This is a genomic window from Spirosoma knui (assembly GCF_054780635.1).
The window spans coordinates 120,986-141,986 of sequence record NZ_BAAGVY010000006.1 but is presented as its reverse complement, the minus strand read 5'-3'; the positions used below and the strand labels follow the sequence as shown (position 1 = coordinate 141,986).

Annotated in this window: 14 protein-coding genes; 3 read left to right on the top strand and 11 right to left on the bottom strand. The window is 52.6% G+C overall.

Annotated elements, in window-relative coordinates; translation table 11 throughout:
• Nucleotides 1–36 precede the first annotated feature (36 nt).
• From ACYVIY_RS14610 to ACYVIY_RS14580, 7 genes are all read right to left on the bottom strand, one after another.
• Nucleotides 37–2,031, bottom strand: a complete 1,995-nt coding sequence (locus ACYVIY_RS14610; protein WP_460977103.1) for a family 20 glycosylhydrolase — start codon at nucleotides 2,029–2,031, stop codon at nucleotides 37–39.
• Nucleotides 2,028–3,584 carry a sialate O-acetylesterase gene (locus ACYVIY_RS14605; protein WP_460977102.1) on the bottom strand — a complete coding sequence of 519 codons (1,557 nt, stop codon included), beginning with the start codon at nucleotides 3,582–3,584 and terminating at the stop codon, nucleotides 2,028–2,030. The genes ACYVIY_RS14610 and ACYVIY_RS14605 overlap by 4 nt, the downstream gene beginning before the upstream one ends.
• Complete coding sequence (locus tag ACYVIY_RS14600; protein WP_460977101.1) at nucleotides 3,581–4,867, bottom strand: MFS transporter; 1,287 nt, start codon at nucleotides 4,865–4,867, stop codon at nucleotides 3,581–3,583. Before ACYVIY_RS14600 ends, ACYVIY_RS14605 begins: the two co-directional genes overlap by 4 nt.
• Nucleotides 4,860–6,011: a Kelch repeat-containing protein gene (locus ACYVIY_RS14595; RefSeq protein ID WP_460977100.1), complete on the bottom strand. Its 1,152-nt coding sequence runs from the start codon at nucleotides 6,009–6,011 to the stop codon at nucleotides 4,860–4,862. The genes ACYVIY_RS14600 and ACYVIY_RS14595 overlap by 8 nt, the downstream gene beginning before the upstream one ends.
• Nucleotides 6,012–6,016: 5 nt before the next feature.
• Complete coding sequence (locus tag ACYVIY_RS14590) at nucleotides 6,017–6,949, bottom strand: dihydrodipicolinate synthase family protein (RefSeq protein WP_460977099.1); 933 nt, start codon at nucleotides 6,947–6,949, stop codon at nucleotides 6,017–6,019.
• A 90-nt stretch (nucleotides 6,950–7,039) separates the two neighbouring features.
• Nucleotides 7,040–8,563, bottom strand: a complete 1,524-nt coding sequence (locus ACYVIY_RS14585) for a RagB/SusD family nutrient uptake outer membrane protein (RefSeq protein ID WP_460977098.1) — start codon at nucleotides 8,561–8,563, stop codon at nucleotides 7,040–7,042.
• 18 nt (nucleotides 8,564–8,581) lie between these two features.
• On the bottom strand, nucleotides 8,582–11,947 hold the full coding sequence (locus tag ACYVIY_RS14580; RefSeq protein WP_460977097.1) for a SusC/RagA family TonB-linked outer membrane protein: 3,366 nt from the start codon (nucleotides 11,945–11,947) through the stop codon (nucleotides 8,582–8,584).
• Nucleotides 11,948–12,113: 166 nt separating this feature from the next.
• On the opposite strand from ACYVIY_RS14580, the gene ACYVIY_RS14575 reads away from it, so the two are divergent.
• From ACYVIY_RS14575 to ACYVIY_RS14565, 3 genes are read left to right on the top strand one after another with little or no spacing between them, the layout of a single operon-like run.
• Nucleotides 12,114–12,818 carry a FadR/GntR family transcriptional regulator gene (locus ACYVIY_RS14575; RefSeq protein ID WP_460977096.1) on the top strand — a complete coding sequence of 235 codons (705 nt, stop codon included), beginning with the start codon at nucleotides 12,114–12,116 and terminating at the stop codon, nucleotides 12,816–12,818.
• Nucleotides 12,819–12,829: 11 nt separating this feature from the next.
• Nucleotides 12,830–14,020, top strand: a complete 1,191-nt coding sequence (locus ACYVIY_RS14570) for a sialidase family protein (RefSeq protein WP_460977095.1) — start codon at nucleotides 12,830–12,832, stop codon at nucleotides 14,018–14,020.
• Between the two features lie 15 nt (nucleotides 14,021–14,035).
• Nucleotides 14,036–15,229, top strand: a complete 1,194-nt coding sequence (locus tag ACYVIY_RS14565) for a n-acyl-d-glucosamine 2-epimerase (protein WP_460977094.1) — start codon at nucleotides 14,036–14,038, stop codon at nucleotides 15,227–15,229.
• Between the two features lie 213 nt (nucleotides 15,230–15,442).
• Here the strand turns inward: ACYVIY_RS14565 and ACYVIY_RS14560 are convergent, their stop codons facing one another.
• From ACYVIY_RS14560 to ACYVIY_RS14545, 4 genes are all read right to left on the bottom strand, one after another.
• Complete coding sequence (locus ACYVIY_RS14560) at nucleotides 15,443–18,298, bottom strand: M16 family metallopeptidase (RefSeq protein ID WP_460977093.1); 2,856 nt, start codon at nucleotides 18,296–18,298, stop codon at nucleotides 15,443–15,445.
• A gap of 72 nt (nucleotides 18,299–18,370) precedes the next feature.
• Nucleotides 18,371–18,763, bottom strand: coding sequence for a hypothetical protein (locus tag ACYVIY_RS14555; protein ID WP_460977092.1), 393 nt, complete (start codon nucleotides 18,761–18,763; stop codon nucleotides 18,371–18,373).
• A 42-nt stretch (nucleotides 18,764–18,805) separates the two neighbouring features.
• On the bottom strand, nucleotides 18,806–19,963 hold the full coding sequence (locus ACYVIY_RS14550) for an acyltransferase family protein (protein ID WP_460977091.1): 1,158 nt from the start codon (nucleotides 19,961–19,963) through the stop codon (nucleotides 18,806–18,808).
• Nucleotides 19,964–20,095: 132 nt separating this feature from the next.
• Complete coding sequence (locus ACYVIY_RS14545; protein WP_460977090.1) at nucleotides 20,096–20,869, bottom strand: hypothetical protein; 774 nt, start codon at nucleotides 20,867–20,869, stop codon at nucleotides 20,096–20,098.
• Nucleotides 20,870–21,001 lie beyond the last annotated feature (132 nt).

Below are 21,001 nucleotides of genomic sequence, written 5' to 3'. Positions count from 1 at the left end.
CGAACAGGCTACTGAGGGTACGTTGACGGGTGTTACTCACCGTTTCAAGCTCAAATCAGCGTCGCTCCGGAGAGAAGCGTAAATCGCTGGCAAGCTCATAATTAACTCCCTGCTGGCGAACGTGAACAACCACTTGGCCAGCCGATATTCCGACGTTTGGAACGCACCGATCGGAAGTTTAATCAGCACCTTATTCCATCCTTTACGCAGAAGCACGACGGTAGGCGGTCGGTTTTCGTAGGGTTCATTGGTGTACGGAGTTTCTAGGTCGGTAGGACGCCGACCCGGCGTTGACCAGACCGGAGGGGCCACTGGCTGATTATTTAACCAGATGCGACTGCCCTTGTAATCCCATTGTCCAGCGGGAGGAGCTGCGTCTTTTTCCGAGCGTCCGTAGTTGTGAAAATCAATCCAGGCCCCTACCTGCTGTTCACGCGGGGAATAGACATACGTATAGGCATAGACCGTATGGTTAGGCTGGGGACGATCGACATACCCGCGAACAATGCCGGGCCCCCACGTATGACGTAGGTAGATCGTGGCTCCGGTTGCCGCTATTCCCTCAAAATCGGTTTGTTCGATCTCGGGCGCAAACCGGGCAGCCAGGTCTCCGGCGCTGGGATAAGGCTGACTGATTCGCCAGTGTAAACCCGATTGCTGTACGTAAGGGAAAATGAGTTTCGTAAAGTGCATCTGCTTATGCGCCAGCAGGCGGTTTTCGAACTCGGCAAAGTCGGCTTTATCGGTCAACACAGTACCCGCCAGGGTTTCGGCTTGTCCTCCTCCCCGCCAGGACCGTTCGGCCAGAGTGAGCATGAGCGGATAAAACCCATTCAGTCGTTCAATCTGGTCGACGTCGGCTAATTTCCGGTCACTCCAGATGCAGCCAATGGCTCCGAGCCTGGTCGGCGTTGCTTTGGGCACATCGCACAGGCTCTGCTGGAACATACTGATCAGGTCCGCCTGCGTGGCGAAATGGTTGAAATACAAATTCCGGGATTCAATGAACCGCACGGGTGGAATGGGTCGGTCATTACGCATCCAGAGTTGCCGGATAGCCATGGTATCGAGTACCGCGCCCGGATACCAGCCGATAACTTCTTTACCACAGGCCCGCACTACGGCGGCCATTTCTGGCACGAACGTCGCGTCTTTAATTTCCACTTCATCCGTACCGATATGGATGTACGGTACGTCGAACAGGGCGCACACTTCCCGCAGCAATTGTTTCACCCGCACTTTACCCGAATCGCTCTGCATGTTGTAGCCCGTTGCTCGTTGAAAGGCCGCGCTGTGACCGGGCATATCGATCTCCGGTATCAACAGCACATGATGAGCTTTGCAGAAACTGACCAGATCACGAGCCTGTTGTTTTGTGTAGAACAGGCCGGGGAAACGACGCGTAACGGCCGAATCGGTTAAAGCCGGAATGCTGTCGCTTGCCAGCCGCCAGGCAAGGTCTTCGGTCAGATGCCAGTGAAACGTATTGATTTTATAGCGCGAAAGTATCGCGATGTGCTGCTTAAGCCGTTCGAGTGGAATGAAGCTCCGGCCGACATCGTGCATGAAACCCCGGATGGGAAAAGCCGGAGAGTCAACAATCTCACAGCCCGCCAGCGAGGACTGAGGCTTGGTCTGAAGCAGTTGCTGAAGGGTTCGATACCCCCAGAACAGGCCCTGCTCCGTTGCGGCACTCAACTGGATTGTCGAGCCAGAAACATTGAGCGCATACCCTTCGGGTTGAGCACGGAAGGGTCCATCTGGCTCAAGCCGTACGTCAATACGTTTCGTTGTTTGCCGATCTCCGGTTTGGGGTACTACTCGAACCGTGAACCCACCAAGCCAATGCCTTATAGAATCGGCAACTGGCTGACCATTCGTATTATTAGTCGTAATAAGAACCGAACCCTGTAGCCGAAAGGCCTGTTCTGTCCAGCTAATCTGATGCGGGGCGGGTATCAGCGGAGGGTGCCCGGCAACGGCGATCTGAATTGAACCGAAAAAAAGAAGAATAAAGCGAAAAAAGATCATGGTAACTGAATGCGAAACGTTGAGAGTGGCAGGCCTTCGGCGTTGACAAGGTTTCCGAGGCTAAACGGCTGCCATCCATAGTACAAATACACTGGCTCGCCACCCTGTTGGGCGGGTAATCGTATTTCTTTTCCGGTAAGCGCTACGGTCACGTCTTGCCGGGGTCCGTCGGCGTTCCCAACCGAAAAGCCCTGAACAGCACGACCATCAGCGGTGCGTAGTTCCTTTCCTGTTTGCGAGAACGTAACAACCCATTCTTGTTTCCGTCGCTGGATACGGCTAACGGCGGGTGAAAGCAGTCTGCTTTTTCCGTATGTCTTCACCAGAATTTCGCGGGCTAACCGGTCGCCCACGGCCTTCTTGTTGGTAGGGTGAACATCCCAGGGGTGACCTACGTCGCTGGTGACGGCCATGCCAACGTACGCCAAACTGTCTGCTATGCGTCGCTGACCGTCGCGGAACAAAGGCCAGTACGTCGACTTGTAGCCCCGTTCGGTGCCGATGGATGAGAGCTGGCAAAAATAGACAGGCAGGTTGGGCTGTTGCCAGGCCGCACGCCACGCCGAAATTAGCGCTGGAAACAACTCCTGATGTTGCTGAACACGGGGCAGGCTAAGGGCGTAACTTTCTCCCTGATACCAGAGAATCCCCTTCAGGCCCAGTTGCAGGATGGGTTGCAAAGCAGCCTGATAGAGAAAGCCAGGCTTGAACGGATGATTATACCCGAATGAATCGGACGGAACCGAGTAGCCGTCCGCCAGCAGCGAGTCGATGTTTTCATGACCGCGTTGAATACACCAGGCTTCTAAGGCAGCATTAGAAAACCAGTTTCCCTTGAACATTGCCTCCACAACCGGCTTTTCTTTCTGAGTTGAAACCGGCAGCCAGGCTTCGGCGGGCGAGCCACCGACAGCAACATGAATCAAACCAATGGGTATCGCCAGTTCACGCTGTAACTCGGCCCCGGTGTAGTAACCAACAGCCGAAAAGAGCCGGGCCGACAGCGAATCCGCCGGTTGCCAGTGAGCTGGGTGGTAGAATTGGTTCGGGTAAAGATGCGGTAAATCTTTGGGGCGATAAGGCTGATTATAGACCGTCGTGGTCGGCAACCGGTTCAGCAGACGTAGCATCGGGTTGCGTGCCTGTTGCAACGTTTGTTTGGCAAACTGGTCGTTAGCGAGCTGAAAGGCCATATTTGATTGACCGGCGCAAACCCAGACGTCGCCCACCAACACATCCGTCAGCTCAATGCGTTGAGTACCCGTTTGCACGGCTATCGTATCACCTTTTGCAGACACCGAACGGGCCGGAAACGTTACCAGCCAGGTCGAGTCGGCCTTAGCCGTAGTAAGCTGCTGCTCTTTTCCCAACCGAAGCCGCACGGTTTCGCCCGGCGTTGCCCAGCCCCAGATCCGGATGGGTTGATCGCGCTGGATTACCATACCCGACTGCCAGACTTCGCCTAATCGGAGCTGCCCCCGAACAGAGTGACTAACTAAACTACCGGTAAGCGTTGCAAGGCAAGCGATTAAACAGAAATATGTTTGTTTCATGAACGGATCAACTGGCTTTGTTCAGGCTCGTCTGCCGGTACGTACTCTATCGCTTTAGGCTTAAGCCCTACTAGTTGCATAACCAATGCGCCTAGTACGATAAGCGCCAGCCCGGCAAAACCCGAACCCAAGCTACCAGCATCCGTCGATTTGCCTAACCAGTCTGTCACCAGGGCTCCCGCAAAAACGCCCATCATATTCATCAGCCCGTAGGCTGTTGCCCGACGCTCGGACGGAACAAACTGGCAAAGAATAGGCATATTATTCGCATCAAACATCCCATACCCTACACCAAAACAAAGAGCAGCCCCCAGTACGTGAATCAGAGAGCTGCCGTATCCTAGCAATAACAAGGCAGGAATGGTCAGCGACAGACCGATAGCACTAGTGTAGATACGGCCCCGTACGTTTGTCTGTACCCATTGATCGGATAGAATACCGCCAAAAATTACGCCCAGCAGTGAAGAAACCGCAATGCTAATGGTCGATAGGGGTCCGGCGGTGGTCATGTCGATGCCTAGATTAGTAGCAAAAAGAGTTGGCAGCCAATTTTTGGTAGCCCAGCCGGGTAAACTGGGAATGGCATAAACAAGCAGAATCACCCAAAACGAAGGCTTTTTTAGCAATATGCTCAGACTCTGCCAAGGCGTGTGACTCAATGTAAGCGAAGCGGCTCCCGACACAGACGCGCGGAAACCCCGATTGGTATCTCGCAAAAAAATGCCCAGCACGACGGCATACACCAAACCGGCTAGTCCAAATACCTGGAATGCCAGTTGCCAGGAATACGTACCCGCCACCGTAGCGCCAAATCCGCCCAAGGCCTGCCCCATGTATAGACCAGTCATGTGAATACCCACGGCTAACGAACGGGTTCGGGACGTATGGTAGTCAGCGATCAGTGCCAGCCCGGCCGGAATATACAAGGCTTCACTGACGCCCATGACTGCCCGCAGTGCATACAGCTGGTTGAACGTGCTCGCGTATCCCATCGAAAACGTAACGCCCGACCAGACCGCCAGACTTCCCACGATCAGCCATTTTCGATTGAAGCGGTCAGCCACAAGACCAGATACTGGACTCATCAGGCCGTAAATCCAAAGAAAAATAGCCATCAACCGACCGAAGTTAGTGGCCGATTGCAGCGTCTGAATATCTACCTGCATCGAAGGACGCATCGTGGCCAGCATCTGCCGGTCCATGTAGTTCAGCATAGCTACGAACCACAGCAGGCCTACGACTACCCAGGGGTACACACGTTCGTTTTGGCTTGGTTTAATCATGCGCGTTAATCGGCTTAATCAGCTGAATAGCTGGCGTACGAATACCGGGCGACACCTCGCCCGAAGGCAGAATAAACGATTTTCCCCAATGAACAGCAGTGGTCGTTACGGGTGCAGGAAAAGGCAGCGTACCCAACACCGACCAGCGTTTTGTGGCTGTCTCATACTGCCAGATCTCCCGCCGGAAACCGGGGTGCTTTATTTGCAGATCATTTCGCTGCGCTATCCGGTTGGCTTTTTCAGGATCGTTGGGCTGCTGCATGATCTGGCTATTGAGCGCTTCAATTTGCCGGAGCCGAGTGCCATCGTCTCCCCCCAAAATCACTAAACGGTTTGTACCCAGGGCAGCCGCCTGATGGGCCGCTATAGCCACCGGCAGGTCGGGCAGTCGGGTCCAGCTATTTTGGGCGGGATGGTATTGATACGCATCGCCGAAAACAGTGGTCTGGTTGTCAACCGTTTGGCGGCCACCCAGAACGAACAGGCCAGGACTCTCGGGTTGGGATAAGGCCACCAGTGCCGAGTAGCCACGCGCCAGGCCCGGCAACTCAGCGAGGTGTTGCCAGCCTTTCTGGGGCGTTTCCAGGTTCAGTGCGTATAAGCTCCGTACCGGCCCCTGGCTCGACTCACCGCCGAATACGTATAGATCGTTGCCCAAGACAGCCGCTGACAGATTAGCCAGCGGTTGGGGTAAGTCAGGTAACAAATCGAAACGTACCTGCCGGGCGGTGGCATCCCAGGTCATCGCGAATACTTCTGCCGACCGCTGCGTAGCGTTATTTCCGCCCACGCACAGCAGCCGCTCTTTCCAGACCGCCGATGCGCCGTAGGCCAGTGGTTTCTTTAGCTCACCAACCACCTGCCAATCAGCCGATTGTCCAGGCTGGGCAAGTAGATAAATAGCCGACTGCCAGACTTTGGTGCCGTTCTCCCAGGGGTAGCCATTCGGGAAATTAGCCCCCCCCGCCACAAGCAAGGCTCCGTGGCTTACGCCCGCAAAGGCCCCCGCTACGCCCGGATTTGGCCGACCTTTTACGCCCGGCAGCTCCGGCAACTGATCATAGTGAAACAAAGCCTGTGCGTGCAGGGGCGGGGTAGTTGGCAAACTCATCATCAGCAATAGGCTTACAAGATATTTCCTCATTCATCTCAGACCATCATCGGCATTTGTGACGCCTGCGCGTAGAAATTAATGGCGTCTAAATCAGTCAGGAAATCCTGATACTGCGGCTCGGTCATGTTCGTAATGGGCAGCCGGAACTCCCCACAATCCAGCCCGATAGCACGCATATAGGCTTTTCCCGTAGCGATACCACCATATTTGACCAGTAACCGAACAATTTCGATGGACTGATCCTGCATTTGCTGAGCTTTTACCAGATCCCCGGCCTCGAACGAAGCCATCAGTTCGTGATAAACCGGGGCCGCGTAGTTGAACGTACTGCCCACCGCACCCCGTGCACCCATCGCCATAGCCGCCAGGAAGATCTCGTCCCAGCCCCACAGGATGTCATACCGCCCATCGCCGAAAAGCAGGCACCGCCGATAGTCCATCAGGTCGTTGTGGGTGTATTTGATGCCCCGGAAGTTAGGCAGTCGTCCATCGATAGCCGCCAGAAAATCAATCATCGGTAGATGGGCTCCGGTCAGGGCCGGGATATGGTAAAAGTACAGGCCCATTTCAGGAACGGCCTCCCCAATTCCAATGCAGAACTGAGCCAGCTTTTCTACGCTGGCAGGTTTGAAATAGAAGGGAGCGAGCACCGCTACGGCACTGAATCCGTGCTGAGCAGCCTCCTGAGCCAGCAAAATACTTTCGGCCTGCGAGGTACCGCCAACTAGCATAATCTTCAGCAGATCCGGTTCATCAACAGCGCCCCAGGCTTGGATTAAAGCCATTTTTTCGGGGTACGAAAGCGCTACGCCTTCACCTGTTGAGCCACCAATAAAGGCTCCTTTAACGCCATTCTGAACGAGCAACCGGGCGTAGTGGGGAATCAGGCCAAGGTTAAGCTGCCCGTCAGCGTGCATGGGTGTGAACGGAGCGGCTACCAGGCCCGTAATTTTTGACAGATTTGTCATTCGCGTGAGTTGATTCGGTCAGTGCTTAGATTTCTCCGGGAAATTTCCCGGAGAAATACTGTAATACTAACCTATGATGAAATTTATCGTTTAATAACCCGGCGTTTGGGTCAGTTTGGGATCAGTATTCAACATCGCTATCGAAATTGGAAGCAGGAGTTTATAGGTTTGCGCAGCAGGCAGATACGTCGGATTGATCGCGCTGAACACATACGGATTACCGGCCCGACGGAGCGCCCACCAGTGTTTACCTTCCCCGATAAATTCACGCAGGTACTCTTCCAGAATGGCATTCATATTCGCTTGCTCGCTGCCGCTGGTGTAGGGCGTATATCCCGTACCATACGCACGCGCCCGAATCGCATTAATTTCTGCCGACGGATCAGCTCCTAACTTTGCTTTGGCTTCGGCCAGCAACAGCAATACGTCGGCGTAGCGATAGACCGGAAAGTCGTTGTCGTAAAGCTGCAATCCCGCGTCGACGCGCCCGATAAACTTTGTCAGCAGAACACCCGCTGTCGGATTGCCCGCCGTATTGCGGTACATCACCCGAAACGAATTCCGGATCCGACTATCTTTTGGATCGCTCAGGCGGTTGATGGTCTCCTGCGACAAGCCAACGCGGCTGGCTCCACTCACGAAGGGATAAGCCGTACTCACCGCTACCGCCGGTCCCGGTACCGGGTCGAGCACCAGCGTACCGGCTTGCGTCGTGTTAACCAGAAAACTTCCGTAAGCCCCCATGACAGATTCGTTTTTCTCGAAGCTGAGCGCAAAAATGATCTCCCGATTGTTGGCTTCTTTGGTCGGGTCGAAAACATCAGCATAATTGGCTTGTAAGCCCAGCGTCGATAAGGCTTTGACTTCATCCAGGGCCGTTTGTGCAGTGGTGAAGTCGGCAGCTCCGCCCCCCATGTGCGTACCTGACCAGATAAATACATCCCCTTTCAGGGTCAACGTAGCGGCCCGGTTCCAGTAAACTCGTTTGGTTGAAACGAAATTATCGCTCCCGAAACGAGTCAGCGATTGCTCCAGATCGCTTTTGATTAATTGCATGACCGCTTCCGGAGTAGCCCGCTCACGGTACAGATCCGTTAAACTGCCGACCGAGGTAACTGGCTCGGTCGTGATGGGAACGCCCCCCCAGGTTTTCAGCAGGGTATAGTATACGTAAGCCCGGAGTCCGTGCATCTCGGCCAGGTACCGATTGCGGCTTGTTTCGGCCAGGGGAGAGTTAGGGAATAATTTAATGACGGTGTTGATCCGATCGATAAGGGTATACAGCCCGGCCCAGTTAGTGAAAGGCACGTTGACCGCGCTGATATTGTGCGACCAAAGCTGTTTTAGCCCGCCATCCTCCGATTCAGTGTACAGTCCATCGGCCCAAAGGTTAGAGCGCATTTCACCAAGCTGGAACAAGGTGCCTTGGTAAGTTCGTAAGGAGGCATAAACACCCGTGTAAAGCGTCTGAGCCGCGTTGGCGTCCGACAGCACCAACGATTGATTCAAAGAAGTTTGCGGCACCACCTCCGCCAACTGTTGCTGACAGGAAAACAAGCCCGCTGACAAACTTAAACAACCAGTGAGCGCGATGATACGTGTATGTGTTCTCATGATAGTCTGGAAAGAGGGTTATAAACTGATGGTAGCCCCTAAGGTAACCGTACGAGGTAGCGGGAAACGGCCCACGTCATTGCCCCCTACTTCGGGGAACGTACCATTGTATTTGGTTAAATACACCAGGTTCGAGCCCGTCAGGAACACCCGTATGCCCTGAACCCGCTTGCCGCTGAGTCGTTCCAGCAAGGCTGCGGGGGCGTCGTAACTCAGCGTTATTTCGCGCATGGCTACGTAGTTCCCTTTCTGCCAGAAGTTAGCGGGTGCCGTGGTGGTACCTCCGGCGTCAGTGAAGTAGTTGCGGCCGTAGTTGGCCCAGTAATAGCGGGGAAGGGTTGCGGTTGTATTATCCGACGACCAGGTGTTGGTTACGTCGATCGGCCCGTTTTGCGATCCCTGCACCTGCGACATACCCCGCAGATACGACTGGTTCAGGATGACAAAGCCCAGCGAGTAGTCAAACTGCCCGAACAAAGTAAAGCCTTTCCAGCCCAGGCTCGACGAAAACCCACCCTGAAGCGTCGGCGTCGTGCGCCCTACGTAGGTAAAATCCCGAAAATCGAGTGTATCGTTTCGGTCTAGATCCCGCCAACGAGCATCCCCCAGCAGTTTGATTCGTTTGTTGGTATACGGTAGATACGAATTGTAGAAGTTTGCGCGGGCATCCAGTTCACCCTGCGTGGTATAGACGCCGTCATAGGCGGGGGCATAGATCTGATCCAGACCAATACGTTGCCCTTCCTGCAAACCACCGACCCAGACGAGCTGATTGGTAACCGGATCAAACACCTGCGAAGCACTCTGACGGTTTAGGGGCAGACCATTACTGGGTAATTTAATGGCAAAATTCTTGACACTATACAGGTTCGCATTGACTGACCAAGACAGGCCGCCTTCGCGTTCGGGCCGGATGATCTGCGTACGGATGTCCAGCTCGATGCCCCGGTTTTGAAGTTGTCCGAGGTTAGTTACGTAGGAGTTGTACCCCGTCCAGGCCGGAATGTTCAGCGTTGAGATCTTGTCGTAAACATTACGGATGAAATAATCGGCAATGATGGTAACGCGATTATTCAATAGCCCCAGGTCCAGACCGACGTTCAGCGTACTGGCCCGCTCCCAACGTAAATCCGTATTGGTCAGTCCAGTAGCGGCAAAGCCTGGCTGCCCGCTATAAATGTTTGCCGGTGCGCCGTTGGCGTTAATGGTGCCATACTGAGGAGTCGTCGCATAATCACCAATGATTGCATTGCCATTTGCATCCAGTGGATTGATACTGCCGTTGACGCCCCAGCTGATGCGCGGTTTGATCACCGATACGTACTGCCGCAGGGGTGAGTCTGCGAAGAATTCTTCATTAGTCAGGTTCCAGCCCGCCGATATACCCGGAAAGAACCCATAGCGGTTGGTCGTCAGCTTCGACGTACCGTCGTAGCGCATATTTAAAGTTAGCAGGTACTTATCGGCGTAGTTGTAATTAACGCGCCCGATAATCGATGCCAGCCGCTGCCAGCTGCTAAACGAAGAGCTAGGAACACCAACTGCCGCCGTTGATGCCGACAGCCAGGGAATGAAGTCGGTAGCCGCCAGGTTGGCCGTCGCACCGTAGTTGTACTGACGGTATTCGTAGAACTCTCCTCCTCCCAGCACGGACACTGTGTGCAGGCCAAAATCCTGGTCGTATTGCAGAAATCCGTTATAAGTATACTGACTGTTGCGCACGTTGGAGAACGATGCATTCCGGGTCGCTACCAGTGCCCCGCCCGTACCGTTAATGTATGATTTAGTAAACCGATCATTCGTCCTGTATTGGTAATAGCCAGATGCGCTACCCAGCGCTTTGAGGAATGGCGTAATTCGGTACTCCAGATTCAGTCCACCGGCATACCGCTGTTCTAACGTACTGTTGATGAATTTATCCCGGAAGTAGTTGGGGTTGCCCAACGTACTGCCATCTACGCCAGGTAGTTGTTCACCTGTTCCATCACGGGTTAAGCGAACGGTGGGTGCAATACCCGTGAACCGCTGAACGATTCCCCCCGCCAGTCCACCATCAGCGTCGGCCGTCAGGTAAGAAGGCGTACTGGTTGTGTTATAGCCCGATAAGTTCAGCCCAATCGTCAGGTTTTTGCCTACATTCAGGCCCCCGTTAAAGTTCATATTGAGCCGTTTCAGACCCGACCCGATAATAATTCCCTGATCGTTCAGACTTCCCACGCCCAGCGAGAAATTACCCATATCATTACCGCCTGATGCATTCAGGTAGTGCTCATTTAATACGCCGTTTTGAAGAATCAAATCTTCCAGCTGCTGCTGGCTGGTTGAGCGGTACAGAATACTATCCCGTTGGGCCGGGTTGAATGGATTGTTGTCGACGAATAACTGATACTGCGGATCATTGAGCAACCCCCGGTTAGCATTGGTCAGCAATTGGGTCGAGTATTTTCCGTCGGGGGCTGTCCAGCCAGAGTTCAATCCCCAACCCCAGGCTCCTGTGAGCTGGTTCCGGGCATTATTAATCTCAGCCGTGTTGTTGTCGGCTACGGCTGCTTCGTAGCGACTCGCCAACCCCCGGCGGTTCCACTTGATGTAGTCTTCGGCACTCATGTACTGGAGCGGGTTGCGCCGAACGTAATTAGCCGCGTGTTTGAAGGTGTATGTCACGGATGTACGGCCTTTTTTACCCTTTCTGGTCGTCACCAGAATGACCCCATTAGCCGCCCGTGCCCCGTAGATGGCCGTCGAAGCGGCATCTTTTAACACGTCCATTTTTTCGATATCCTGTGCGTTGATTCCAAAGAGGGAAGGTACAATCACACCGTCTACTACGTATAAAGGAGAGCCGGAACCGCTGAATTCGGTTCCTCCCCGCAGCACAATGGTGGGCGTAGCGCCGGGCTGACCGGATGTTTGCTGAACCCGCAAGCCCGGTGCCGTACCCTGCAAAGCCGTGGCTGCGTTGGTACGTGGTGCCGACTTGAGAACAGTGTTGTCTATGCTGGCGACAGAACCGGTCAGGGTTCGGCGGCTCTGCTGTCCGTAGCCGACGACGACCACTTCATCGAGGCTGCGGGCACTCTCGACCATGTCAATCGTCAATGTAGTCTCGTTGCCGACTGGCAATTCCTGGGTTGTCATGCCAATCTGAGAGATGACCAGCACATCATTTTGTTGAGCCGACAGTGAAAAGCGACCGTCACTGTCAGTTACCGTTCCCCGAGTGGTTCCTTTAATGGCGACATTGACACCAGGTAATCCCTGGCCAGTACGTTTGTCGCGCACGGTTCCCGTTCGGGTTGTAGTCTGCGCCCAACTCGTCAAACAAACGAGCAAGCTGGCAATAAGTATTACATATCGCCTGAATGTTTTGGGATAAGTTGGCATTGCCGAACTGTATTTAGGATGAAACAAAGAACAAATTGATGACCCAAAATTATTATGTTATACTTAATAGTCAATAAATGAGAACAAATTTTTATTTATGCCTGATTATTACGAATATTGTCCAACTTAATAAAACGTTCCGCGATTAATAAATCATACATATAAGATGGATTATGCAGCTATGCAGGCTGATTCAAAATCGAACGAGCCAAACACGCTAGTCGATAAAACAGAATCTGACCTGCTGGACTACTTCAACACGCATCAGCTTAAGGCCGGTGATGCCATTCCCAAAGAGGTAGAACTAGCCGCGCAGTTGGGGGTTAGTCGAACGGTCGTTCGGGAAGCGATGCTTCGGCTGCGGTCGCGCGGCTTAATCGAATCCCGGAAAAAGCGCGGTACGGTCATTACCAACCCTGATCCGCTTGCGCTACTAGAGAAGACCATGTATCCGGGTATCTTAAATGACGATACCCTCCGCGATATTTTTGAGTTACGGATCGTGCTGGAAATCGGCATGGGTGATCTGCTGTTCGAGCGAATCACTCAGGCCGATATTGATGAGTTGTATGCCATCGTCGCCGACGAACCGATCAACACACAGGAAATGGTGTTTGATGCCGAACAGGAGATTCGGTTTCACGGCAAACTGTACGACATTACCGGCAACGATACGTTACGTCGGTTCCAGCGGATGCTACTTCCTGTGTTCAAATTCGTCCACGAAAGCGGCCTACTGAAAAAGCCGGTGCAGCACAAAAAATTTGTATCGCACCGGGGCCTGGTCGACGTACTCCAGCATGGCAATCCCGAAACGTTCCGCAACGCCATGCGCAACCATTTCGAGAATCATTTCCAGCGGTTGTTTTAACGTAATGGTCTATGTATAAATCTTTTTTGATCTGCCTTAGCCTAGCCGCTAGTGGGCTAACTCTAACCAGCGCCCAACCGGTCTCCACCACCCCATCGTCTACCAGCGTCGAGCAAACCGTCGTATTCCGAAATGGCGAAGGCGGCTATACCTGTTACCGAATTCCGGCTATTGTGAAGGCCCCCTCGGGCGAGTTGCTGGCCTTTGCCGAAGGGCGGAAAACCGACTGCGGAGATTTTGGTGATGTAGATATTGTGCTCCGGACCAGCCGGGATAACGGTCGGACATGGAGCCCGCTGCGTATGGTGGCCGATTATGGGCAGGCGCAGGCCGGTAATCCAGCACCAGTATTCGACCTGACCGACTCCCGGTTTCCGAAAGGACGACTGTTTTTGGTGTACAATACGGGCACCGTCTCCGAAGGCGATGTACGTAACGGGAAAGCCATTCGGGAGGTGTGGTATAAAACCAGTTCCGATGGCGGACAAACCTGGTCCGAAGCGGTCAATATCACCACATCGGTCAACCGTCCCAATAAGCCTTTGGTGAATCCCCAATACAATTTCAAGGAAGACTGGCGGTCGTACGCCAACACCCCGGGCCACGCCCTGCAAATTCAGAACGGGCGCTACAAAGGCCGTCTGTTTGTAGCTGCCAATCACTCCGAGGGGCCGGTTCAGCCACAGTTTAGGGACTATCGGGCACACGGCTTTTATTCGGACGATCACGGAAAAACCTGGAAACTATCGGCTACCGTTACGTATCCAGGCGGCAACGAAAGTACAGCCGCCGAAACCTCCACCGGTGGTCTGCTCATGAACATCCGAAATCAGTCGGGTGATGTTAAAAATCGGATACTGGCCTTTTCCGCCAATGCGGGCCAAACCTGGGATTCGGTAACGGTAGCCCGTGATTTGCCCGACCCGGTCTGCCAGGGCAGCATGATCAATTACCGCCAGAGTTCGAAACCAGTACTCCTTTTTGCGAACGCCAACAGCCAGACCAAGCGGGAGAAACTGACCGTGCGCGTCAGTCAGGACGACGGGAAAAGCTGGTCGGCGGGTCGTGAGATCTACGCTGGGTCGGCAGCTTACTCCGATTTGGTTATTCAGCAGGATGGCCAGGTTGGTCTGCTTTACGAGCGTGACAATTATACCACGATCACCTACGCCCACTTCCCCTATACCTGGCTAGTTCAGTAACCGTTTTACCCATTCATGAAGTCCATACAGTCTACCCAATACGCTGCTCAATACCGCAATAACTTGCTGAATGATGTGATTCCGTTCTGGCAGCGCTTTTCGCCTGATCGGGAAATGGGTGGCTTCTTTACTTGTTTAGATCGACAAGGAAAGGTTTACGATACCGATAAGTTCATCTGGCTGCAAGCTCGGCAGGTATGGACGTATTCTATGTTGTACAACCGGCTGGGCGACCTGGATGGTACGTCGCCAGCCCAGAAAGTCGATTGGCTCGAGCTGGCCCAGCACGGCGCTAACTTCCTCAAAACGCATGGCCGCGCAGAGAACGGTAGTTGGTATTTTTCGCTCACCCGCGAAGGGCAACCGCTCGTGCAACCGTACAACATTTTTTCGGACTGCTTTGCGACAATGGCCTTTGGCCAACTTTCGCTGGCTACGAACAACGACGAGTACGCTCACATTGCAGAGTCAACGTTCCGGCAGATCCTAAACCGGCGCGACAACCCAAAAGGGAACTGGAACAAAGCCGTTCCGGGAACCCGACCGCTGAAGAACTTCGCGCTGCCGATGATTCTGTGCAACCTGGCGCTCGAAATCGAACACCTGCTCGATAATCCGCTAGTTGAGCAGACCATCGACGAATGTATCCACGAAGTAATGGATGTCTTTTTCGATCCGGTGTTGGGGCTGATTCGGGAAAACGTTACGCCCAATGGGCAAGTGTCTGATTCGTTTGAGGGGCGGCTCTTGAATCCTGGTCATGCCATTGAGGCTATGTGGTTTATTATGGACTTAGCCGCCAGACGTGGTGATCGTTCGTTGCTGGAACGGGCCGTACAAATTACACTCGATACGCTCGACTATGCCTGGGATAAAGAGTTCGGTGGTATCCTGTATTTCATGGACGCTAATGGTCATCCTCCTCAGCAACTGGAGTGGGACCAGAAACTCTGGTGGGTGCACGTCGAAACGCTCATTAGCCTGCTAAAAGGGTATCAAATAACGAAAAATCCCGCCTGCTGGGACTGGTTTGAGCGTGTTCATGCCTATACCTGGTCACATTTCCCTGATCCCGAACATGGCGAGTGGTTCGGCTACCTCAATCGACGGGGTGAGGTGCTGTTACCATTGAAGGGCGGTAAATGGAAAGGTTGCTTTCATGTTCCCCGAGGCTTGTATCAATGCTGGCAGGCGCTCGATAATCTGTAGAGCAAGCGTTCCGATGGAGACAACTGCCGGTACGTTGCTTAGTTCCTACGATCTTCTCCGATCTGGCTTCCAATCGGTTAACGCCTGTGGCTAGTTATGAAACCACAGAAGCCGCTGAGTGATCAGCGGCTTCTGTGGTTCTTAGTTTGGTGTATACGTGTGTTAAGGCTTTCTAAACACTAACCTTAGCATTCACCCTTCTTACCTTGTTAACTACTGTTTCTTCTCTGGCATTAGCACAAGCCGGATAAAGTTGCTTCCAAAGTACTTGTTAGCGGCCTCTTTGGTGCTCTCTACGGTCACCTTCTTTAACTGCTCCTCCTCATGAAGCACTTCATCGGGCGCGTCGCCGTTGTAATACTGGTTTTGTAGATAACTTAGCCAGAACTGATTGTCCTTTAACTGCACCTCGGTTTCCCGCCGGGTCTCGGCTTTAAACTTAGCGATGTCCGTCGGCAGAGCACCCTTCTGCTTGAGGTCGTTGATTAGCTCCTGCGTTTTGGTAATTAACTTCTCTACATTTTCGGGCGCACAGCCGAAACTGATCCGGAATGTATAGCGCGGTACGGGATACTTGCTATAAACCGCGTTTGAACCCACGCCATAGACACCCGCTTCCTCTTCCCGTAATTTTTCGATCAACTTAATTTCTAACACTTCCGCTAAGGCATCGAGTTGGGTAGCGTTCTCGGACGACCACGTCAAATCACCACTGTAAACCAACTGCACCGTAGCTTTTGGGTCGAGACCCCGGTATACAGTCTTGCTTAATTGTCCACTTGGAATCCGAATACCGAGATCTTTGAACTTCTCGCTTTTATCGCTTGCTGGCAATCCACCCAGGTATTTTTCGACCAATGGCTTCAGTTGCTCTTCTTTAAAGTTACCCACAAAGAAGAAGGTAAAGTCGCCGGCGTTACTGAACCGCTCCTGGTAAATCTTCAGCGCCCGGTCGAGGTTAATCTTGTCCAGATCTTCGGGTTTGAGCGGTTGCCGACGCGGGTTATTGGCGCCAAGCGTTACAGCCACCGTATCCTGGAATACCCGCGCGGGCGTTGGCGTATTAATCTGGTTCTGTAAGGCACTCCGCTGATTCGACAGGAAACCCTGCACCACATCCGCATCTTTGCGCGGCTGCGTGAAGTAACTATACAGCAACTGCATAGCCGTCTCCAGATCCTTTGGTGATGCGCTACCATTCACGCCTTCGCTAAGTTCACCCACGTACGGATAAACACTAATTTGCTTACCGGCCAGGAATTTCCCGAGCTGAATCTGGTTGTATTCTCCTGTTCCGCCGAGTGACGCCAGCGTGGACGAGAACCGGGCCGACTGAAAATCTTTCAGATCATAGAGCGACGTACCGCCGAAGCTTGTACCGGAGAACAGAATCTGATCGTTTTTAAAGTTTGTAGGCTTCAGCACTACCTTGACGCCATTCTTAAGTGTCCACTCGGTGGCACCAATGTCTTTCACTGGCTTCTCACTAACCACAGGCGAACCTGTTGGTTCTTTGGCCAGCAACGGCGTATTAAGGGTTTTATCCTCGTAGGCGGTCAAGCCCTTGCCTGCATCGTCGATATAGCCAATGATCTGCTCAACGGTCGGCAGTTTATCTTTGGCCTTCTCCGGAGCCATGACAATAACGGCCCGGTTATCGTTGTGGATAAACTGATCGACCAGGGCGTTCACTTCGGCTAGCTTAATACCAGCCTGCTCTTTCTTGAAGAAGTTGTAATAGAACTCAATGCTCGTATACGGCTCTTTTTTCGTGAAGTTCTGAACGTATTCTTCCACAAAGCTGGCCGAACGTGTTTTATCCCGTTCGTTATAGGCCTGCTCTACCCCCGTGAAATACTCCTGTTTAGCACGGGTTAATTCGGTTTCTGTAAACCCAAACTGCCTGACACGGGCATTTTCGTCTAGTACCGCCCGGATGGCCCGTTCTACGTTGCCTTCTTTAGCAACGGCGATTGAGGTGAACGCATCGAGGTTACCCAGGAAGTTGCTGTAGTTGCTATAGCCGCCCAGAAACGGAGGATCTTTCCGTTGGGTTAATTCCTGAATCCGGTTACCCAGCATGGTATTGAACAGACCCCGTTTGATGCTCTCGCGGATATCGTTTAAGGTACGCTCTTTTATTTCGGGCCGCTTATAAATTACCTGCACAACGGTGTTTGGCTGTTCAGGGTCCGTCACGATAACCACCTTTGTATCCTTATGGGGCGGTATCGGAAACTCCGTACGTGGTTTCGGGTTTTTAACGGCTGGAATACGCCCGAACTTTTCGCGAATAATGCCTTCTACCTCTTTGGTATCGAAGTCGCCGACGGCTACAACGGCCATCAGATCGGGCCGGTACCAATCCTGGTAGAACTGGCGGAGCGTCTCGTGCCGGAAGGTCGTCAAGACCTGCTCCGTTCCGATCGGCAAGCGTTTGGAGTACTGTGAATTGTTCAGCAGAATCGGAAAATACTGATCCCGCATCCGCTGGCCAGCGCCACGTCCCAGTCGCCGTTCTTCCAGAATAACCCCGCGTTCTTTGTCGATCTCAGCCGGATCGAGCGTTGCATTATGCGCCCAGTCTTCTAAAATCTGGAATGCCTGCCGAAACACGTTAGCTGAATCCGTCGGTACGGGCAGTTGATAAACGGTTTCGTCGAAACCCGTGTACGCGTTTAAGTCGGCGCCAAAGCGAACCCCCGACGATTGCAGAAAATTGACGAGCTCGTTTTTCGGGAAATTCTTTGTGCCATTGAACGCCATGTGTTCCATGAAGTGCGCAAGGCCCTGTTGGTTATCAGTTTCCAATACCGAACCAGCCCGGATGACCAGCCGAAGCTCAGCCCGATTTTTTGGCTCGCTATTCTTCCGAATGTAATACGTCAGTCCGTTGGGCAACTTACCAACTTTTACGCTTGGATCAGTCGGTATAGGACTGGATAGATTTTGGGGAGCAGCCGGAGTCTTTCGTGGTGCCGATGCAGCTGGCTTGGGTTTAGCCGTTGGCTGCGCCAACACAATGGTGGCGCTGAGCAACAGGCTCAGAGAGAATGAGAAACGTACCATTCGGTCGTTTATAGAGGATTAAGGTTATGCAATTAACAGATGGACTAATAACGTTCAGTGGTACTGAATCGTTTAGCGCTTCCACAGCAAAAGTATACAGATGATAACGGACGCGAGTACAGACAGCCAACAAATGAAAATTACCCATCGCATTGGTATTTCCCACCTGGGCGCATGAAAGGCATCGGGTTTAAGCGGCACCATCTCGCCAACCTGATTCCGGGTACAGAAATCCAACCAGTCGGCATAATCGGCAAACTGCGCCAGCGAATCCAACAGCCCCGGCGTCGTCACGGATTTCTGCCAGAATAACCGAAGGTCATGCGCTTCGACCCAGTGGTTCGTATGAGCCATGGTCTGCTCGCTCAGCAAGGTAAAGTCGCGATGCCGCCAATGTTGGGATGGTTCCCAACGCAAAATCCGTTCAATCTGGTATTTGAGATCGTTGATGTAAGCAGTCTCCACGCCGAATCGAGCAAGAGCAGATGACAGGTACCGGTTTAGGGATTACACTTTGATGATGACATTTTTCCGATACATCCACCACAGAATGCCAAACCAAATGAGCACGAAGGTTAAGGCCCCCGCCAGCGACGCATTTTTCGGGTCGGCAAAGGGCGGGGCAATAAAGGAACGATAAAGATATTCGCGCAGCCCTACCTCACTCCCATCCGGCTGTTGAATGTGAATCAGGCTCATCATACGAGGAATGAGTCCCGACAAAAAGAATACAGTGATGGCGTTCACGCCAAACGCCACGAAGGGCAACACACCCCGTCGGCGTTTTTTAACATCGATCAGCCAGTAGCTCAGGGCTAACCCCAACATTGCCAATCCGCCAACTAGCAAGACGTAGGAACTTGTCCAGAGTGCCTTATTAATAGGAAAGAAACCGCCCCAGATCAGGCCAGCCAGCGTTGACAAGCAGCCAGCGGTAAAGAGCCAGGCCACTTTTTCGGCTTCCGGCCGACGACTTCGCAGCAAGGCTCCAGTCAACAGTCCGATCAAACCGGTACCAATGGCGGGCAACGTACTCAGAATCCCTTCGGGGTCCCAAACTTTGGCGGGTTTGTATACGTGTGCTGGCGTTAGTAGGATGCGATCAATCCAGGCCGCCAGATTCGTTTCCGGCTCCAGGTTAGCGTAACCAATACCAGGAACTGGCACTGCCGTCATCAGTAGCCAGTAACCGACCAGGATACCGCAAAGAATGTATAGCTGCTGTCGGGGTGTAGTCTTTAGAAAGATCAGTGAACAAGCCAGATACACCAGCGCGATACGTTGCAATACGCCAGGAATGCGGACGGTACTGATGTCGAATTTGGGGAAGAAATTCAGGAATAGCCCCAGCATAAACAAGGTAAAGCTACGCTTCACGATTTTACGCACTACGCCAGCATTATCCTGCACCTTTCCACCTAACGCATACGTAATAGACACGCCGACGATGAACAGAAAGAATGGGAAAATCAGGTCCGTGGGTGTCCAACCGTTCCAGGCCGCGTGTTCAAGAGGAGCGTAGATATGATTCCAGTCGCCGGGGTTATTTACCAGAATCATACCGGCGACAGTTAATCCCCGAAACGCGTCGAGAGAGAGCAGGCGGCCGGGGCGGTCACTGGATTTGTGTACTGCCTGATCGGCGGTTAGGTCGGACGGTTGCATAGGCGTAAGTCAGTTCTCCGCTAAGTTCACGGAATATGGCCAAAAACAAAAGCCGCCACCTAAGCAAACGGCGTACACTAAACTACGCTAACAGATTACACCCACAATTTTACAGCAAACGCTACGTCTAAATCAGGCGAATACCTGTTTTAATTTTTTCTCCAGATCCTTTTCCAGCTTCGCTAATCCTTCCGCGTTAGCGAGATACGTCAAGGCGCGGTGGTGGCGTAAATCGAATGGAATGTCATTGACCGATTGCGTAATGGGAATCACAATTTTGCCCAGCGTATGCGCCACGCCCGTCTCATAAAATACGTTCGGGTTCCGGTCGGTAAAATCCGTAATGACCGCCCGGCTGGTAAAAATCAAGTCGAATACATCCTGAATCAAGATGCTGTTGTCCCAAATATCATCCGCCCGCCGACAGGCAATGCCTAGCCGGTCGCAAACGTTACGTATGGCAGTGTACGTACCCGTGAACCGGCTTTCAAAAGGCATCATCACCGACAGTGTATTTGCTTCAACGGATTTGTCGGGAATGCGAAATACATCAGGCGCAAACGTAACAGTGCGTTCTGGTGGCCGAGCCTGAGTGGTTGAGATAAATTCAGGCGCTAGAGAAACAGGTCGTTTTGTAGCCGCTTTCCGAATTTCGACGTAGCGCTCGATTTCGCTCAGGTTAGCGCCACCCTCACCAATAAGTTTCGAGAGTACCTGCATGCTGTTGCCATCATAATCTTCATCACGGAAGTCGAGGCTCCGCAACAGACGAGGATGGTCTTCTATCAGTTCTACATTGTCGGTTAAATAAGCGACACGAAACCAGTCGGCTTTTGTAAAAAAAGCCCGAATGTATTCGTGTAAGGCAAAGAGTCGAGCCGCTCTTTGTTTTGTATCCTTAATCATATTGTTGGGAAAGCGTTGATGTAGTATAATATAACTATTATATATTCATGCAAGTATATTCAATTTTCATATCATAGCCTTATGATATCCTTTAATTTTTGATAAACTGGTAAAAGCTAAACTTCCTAAGCT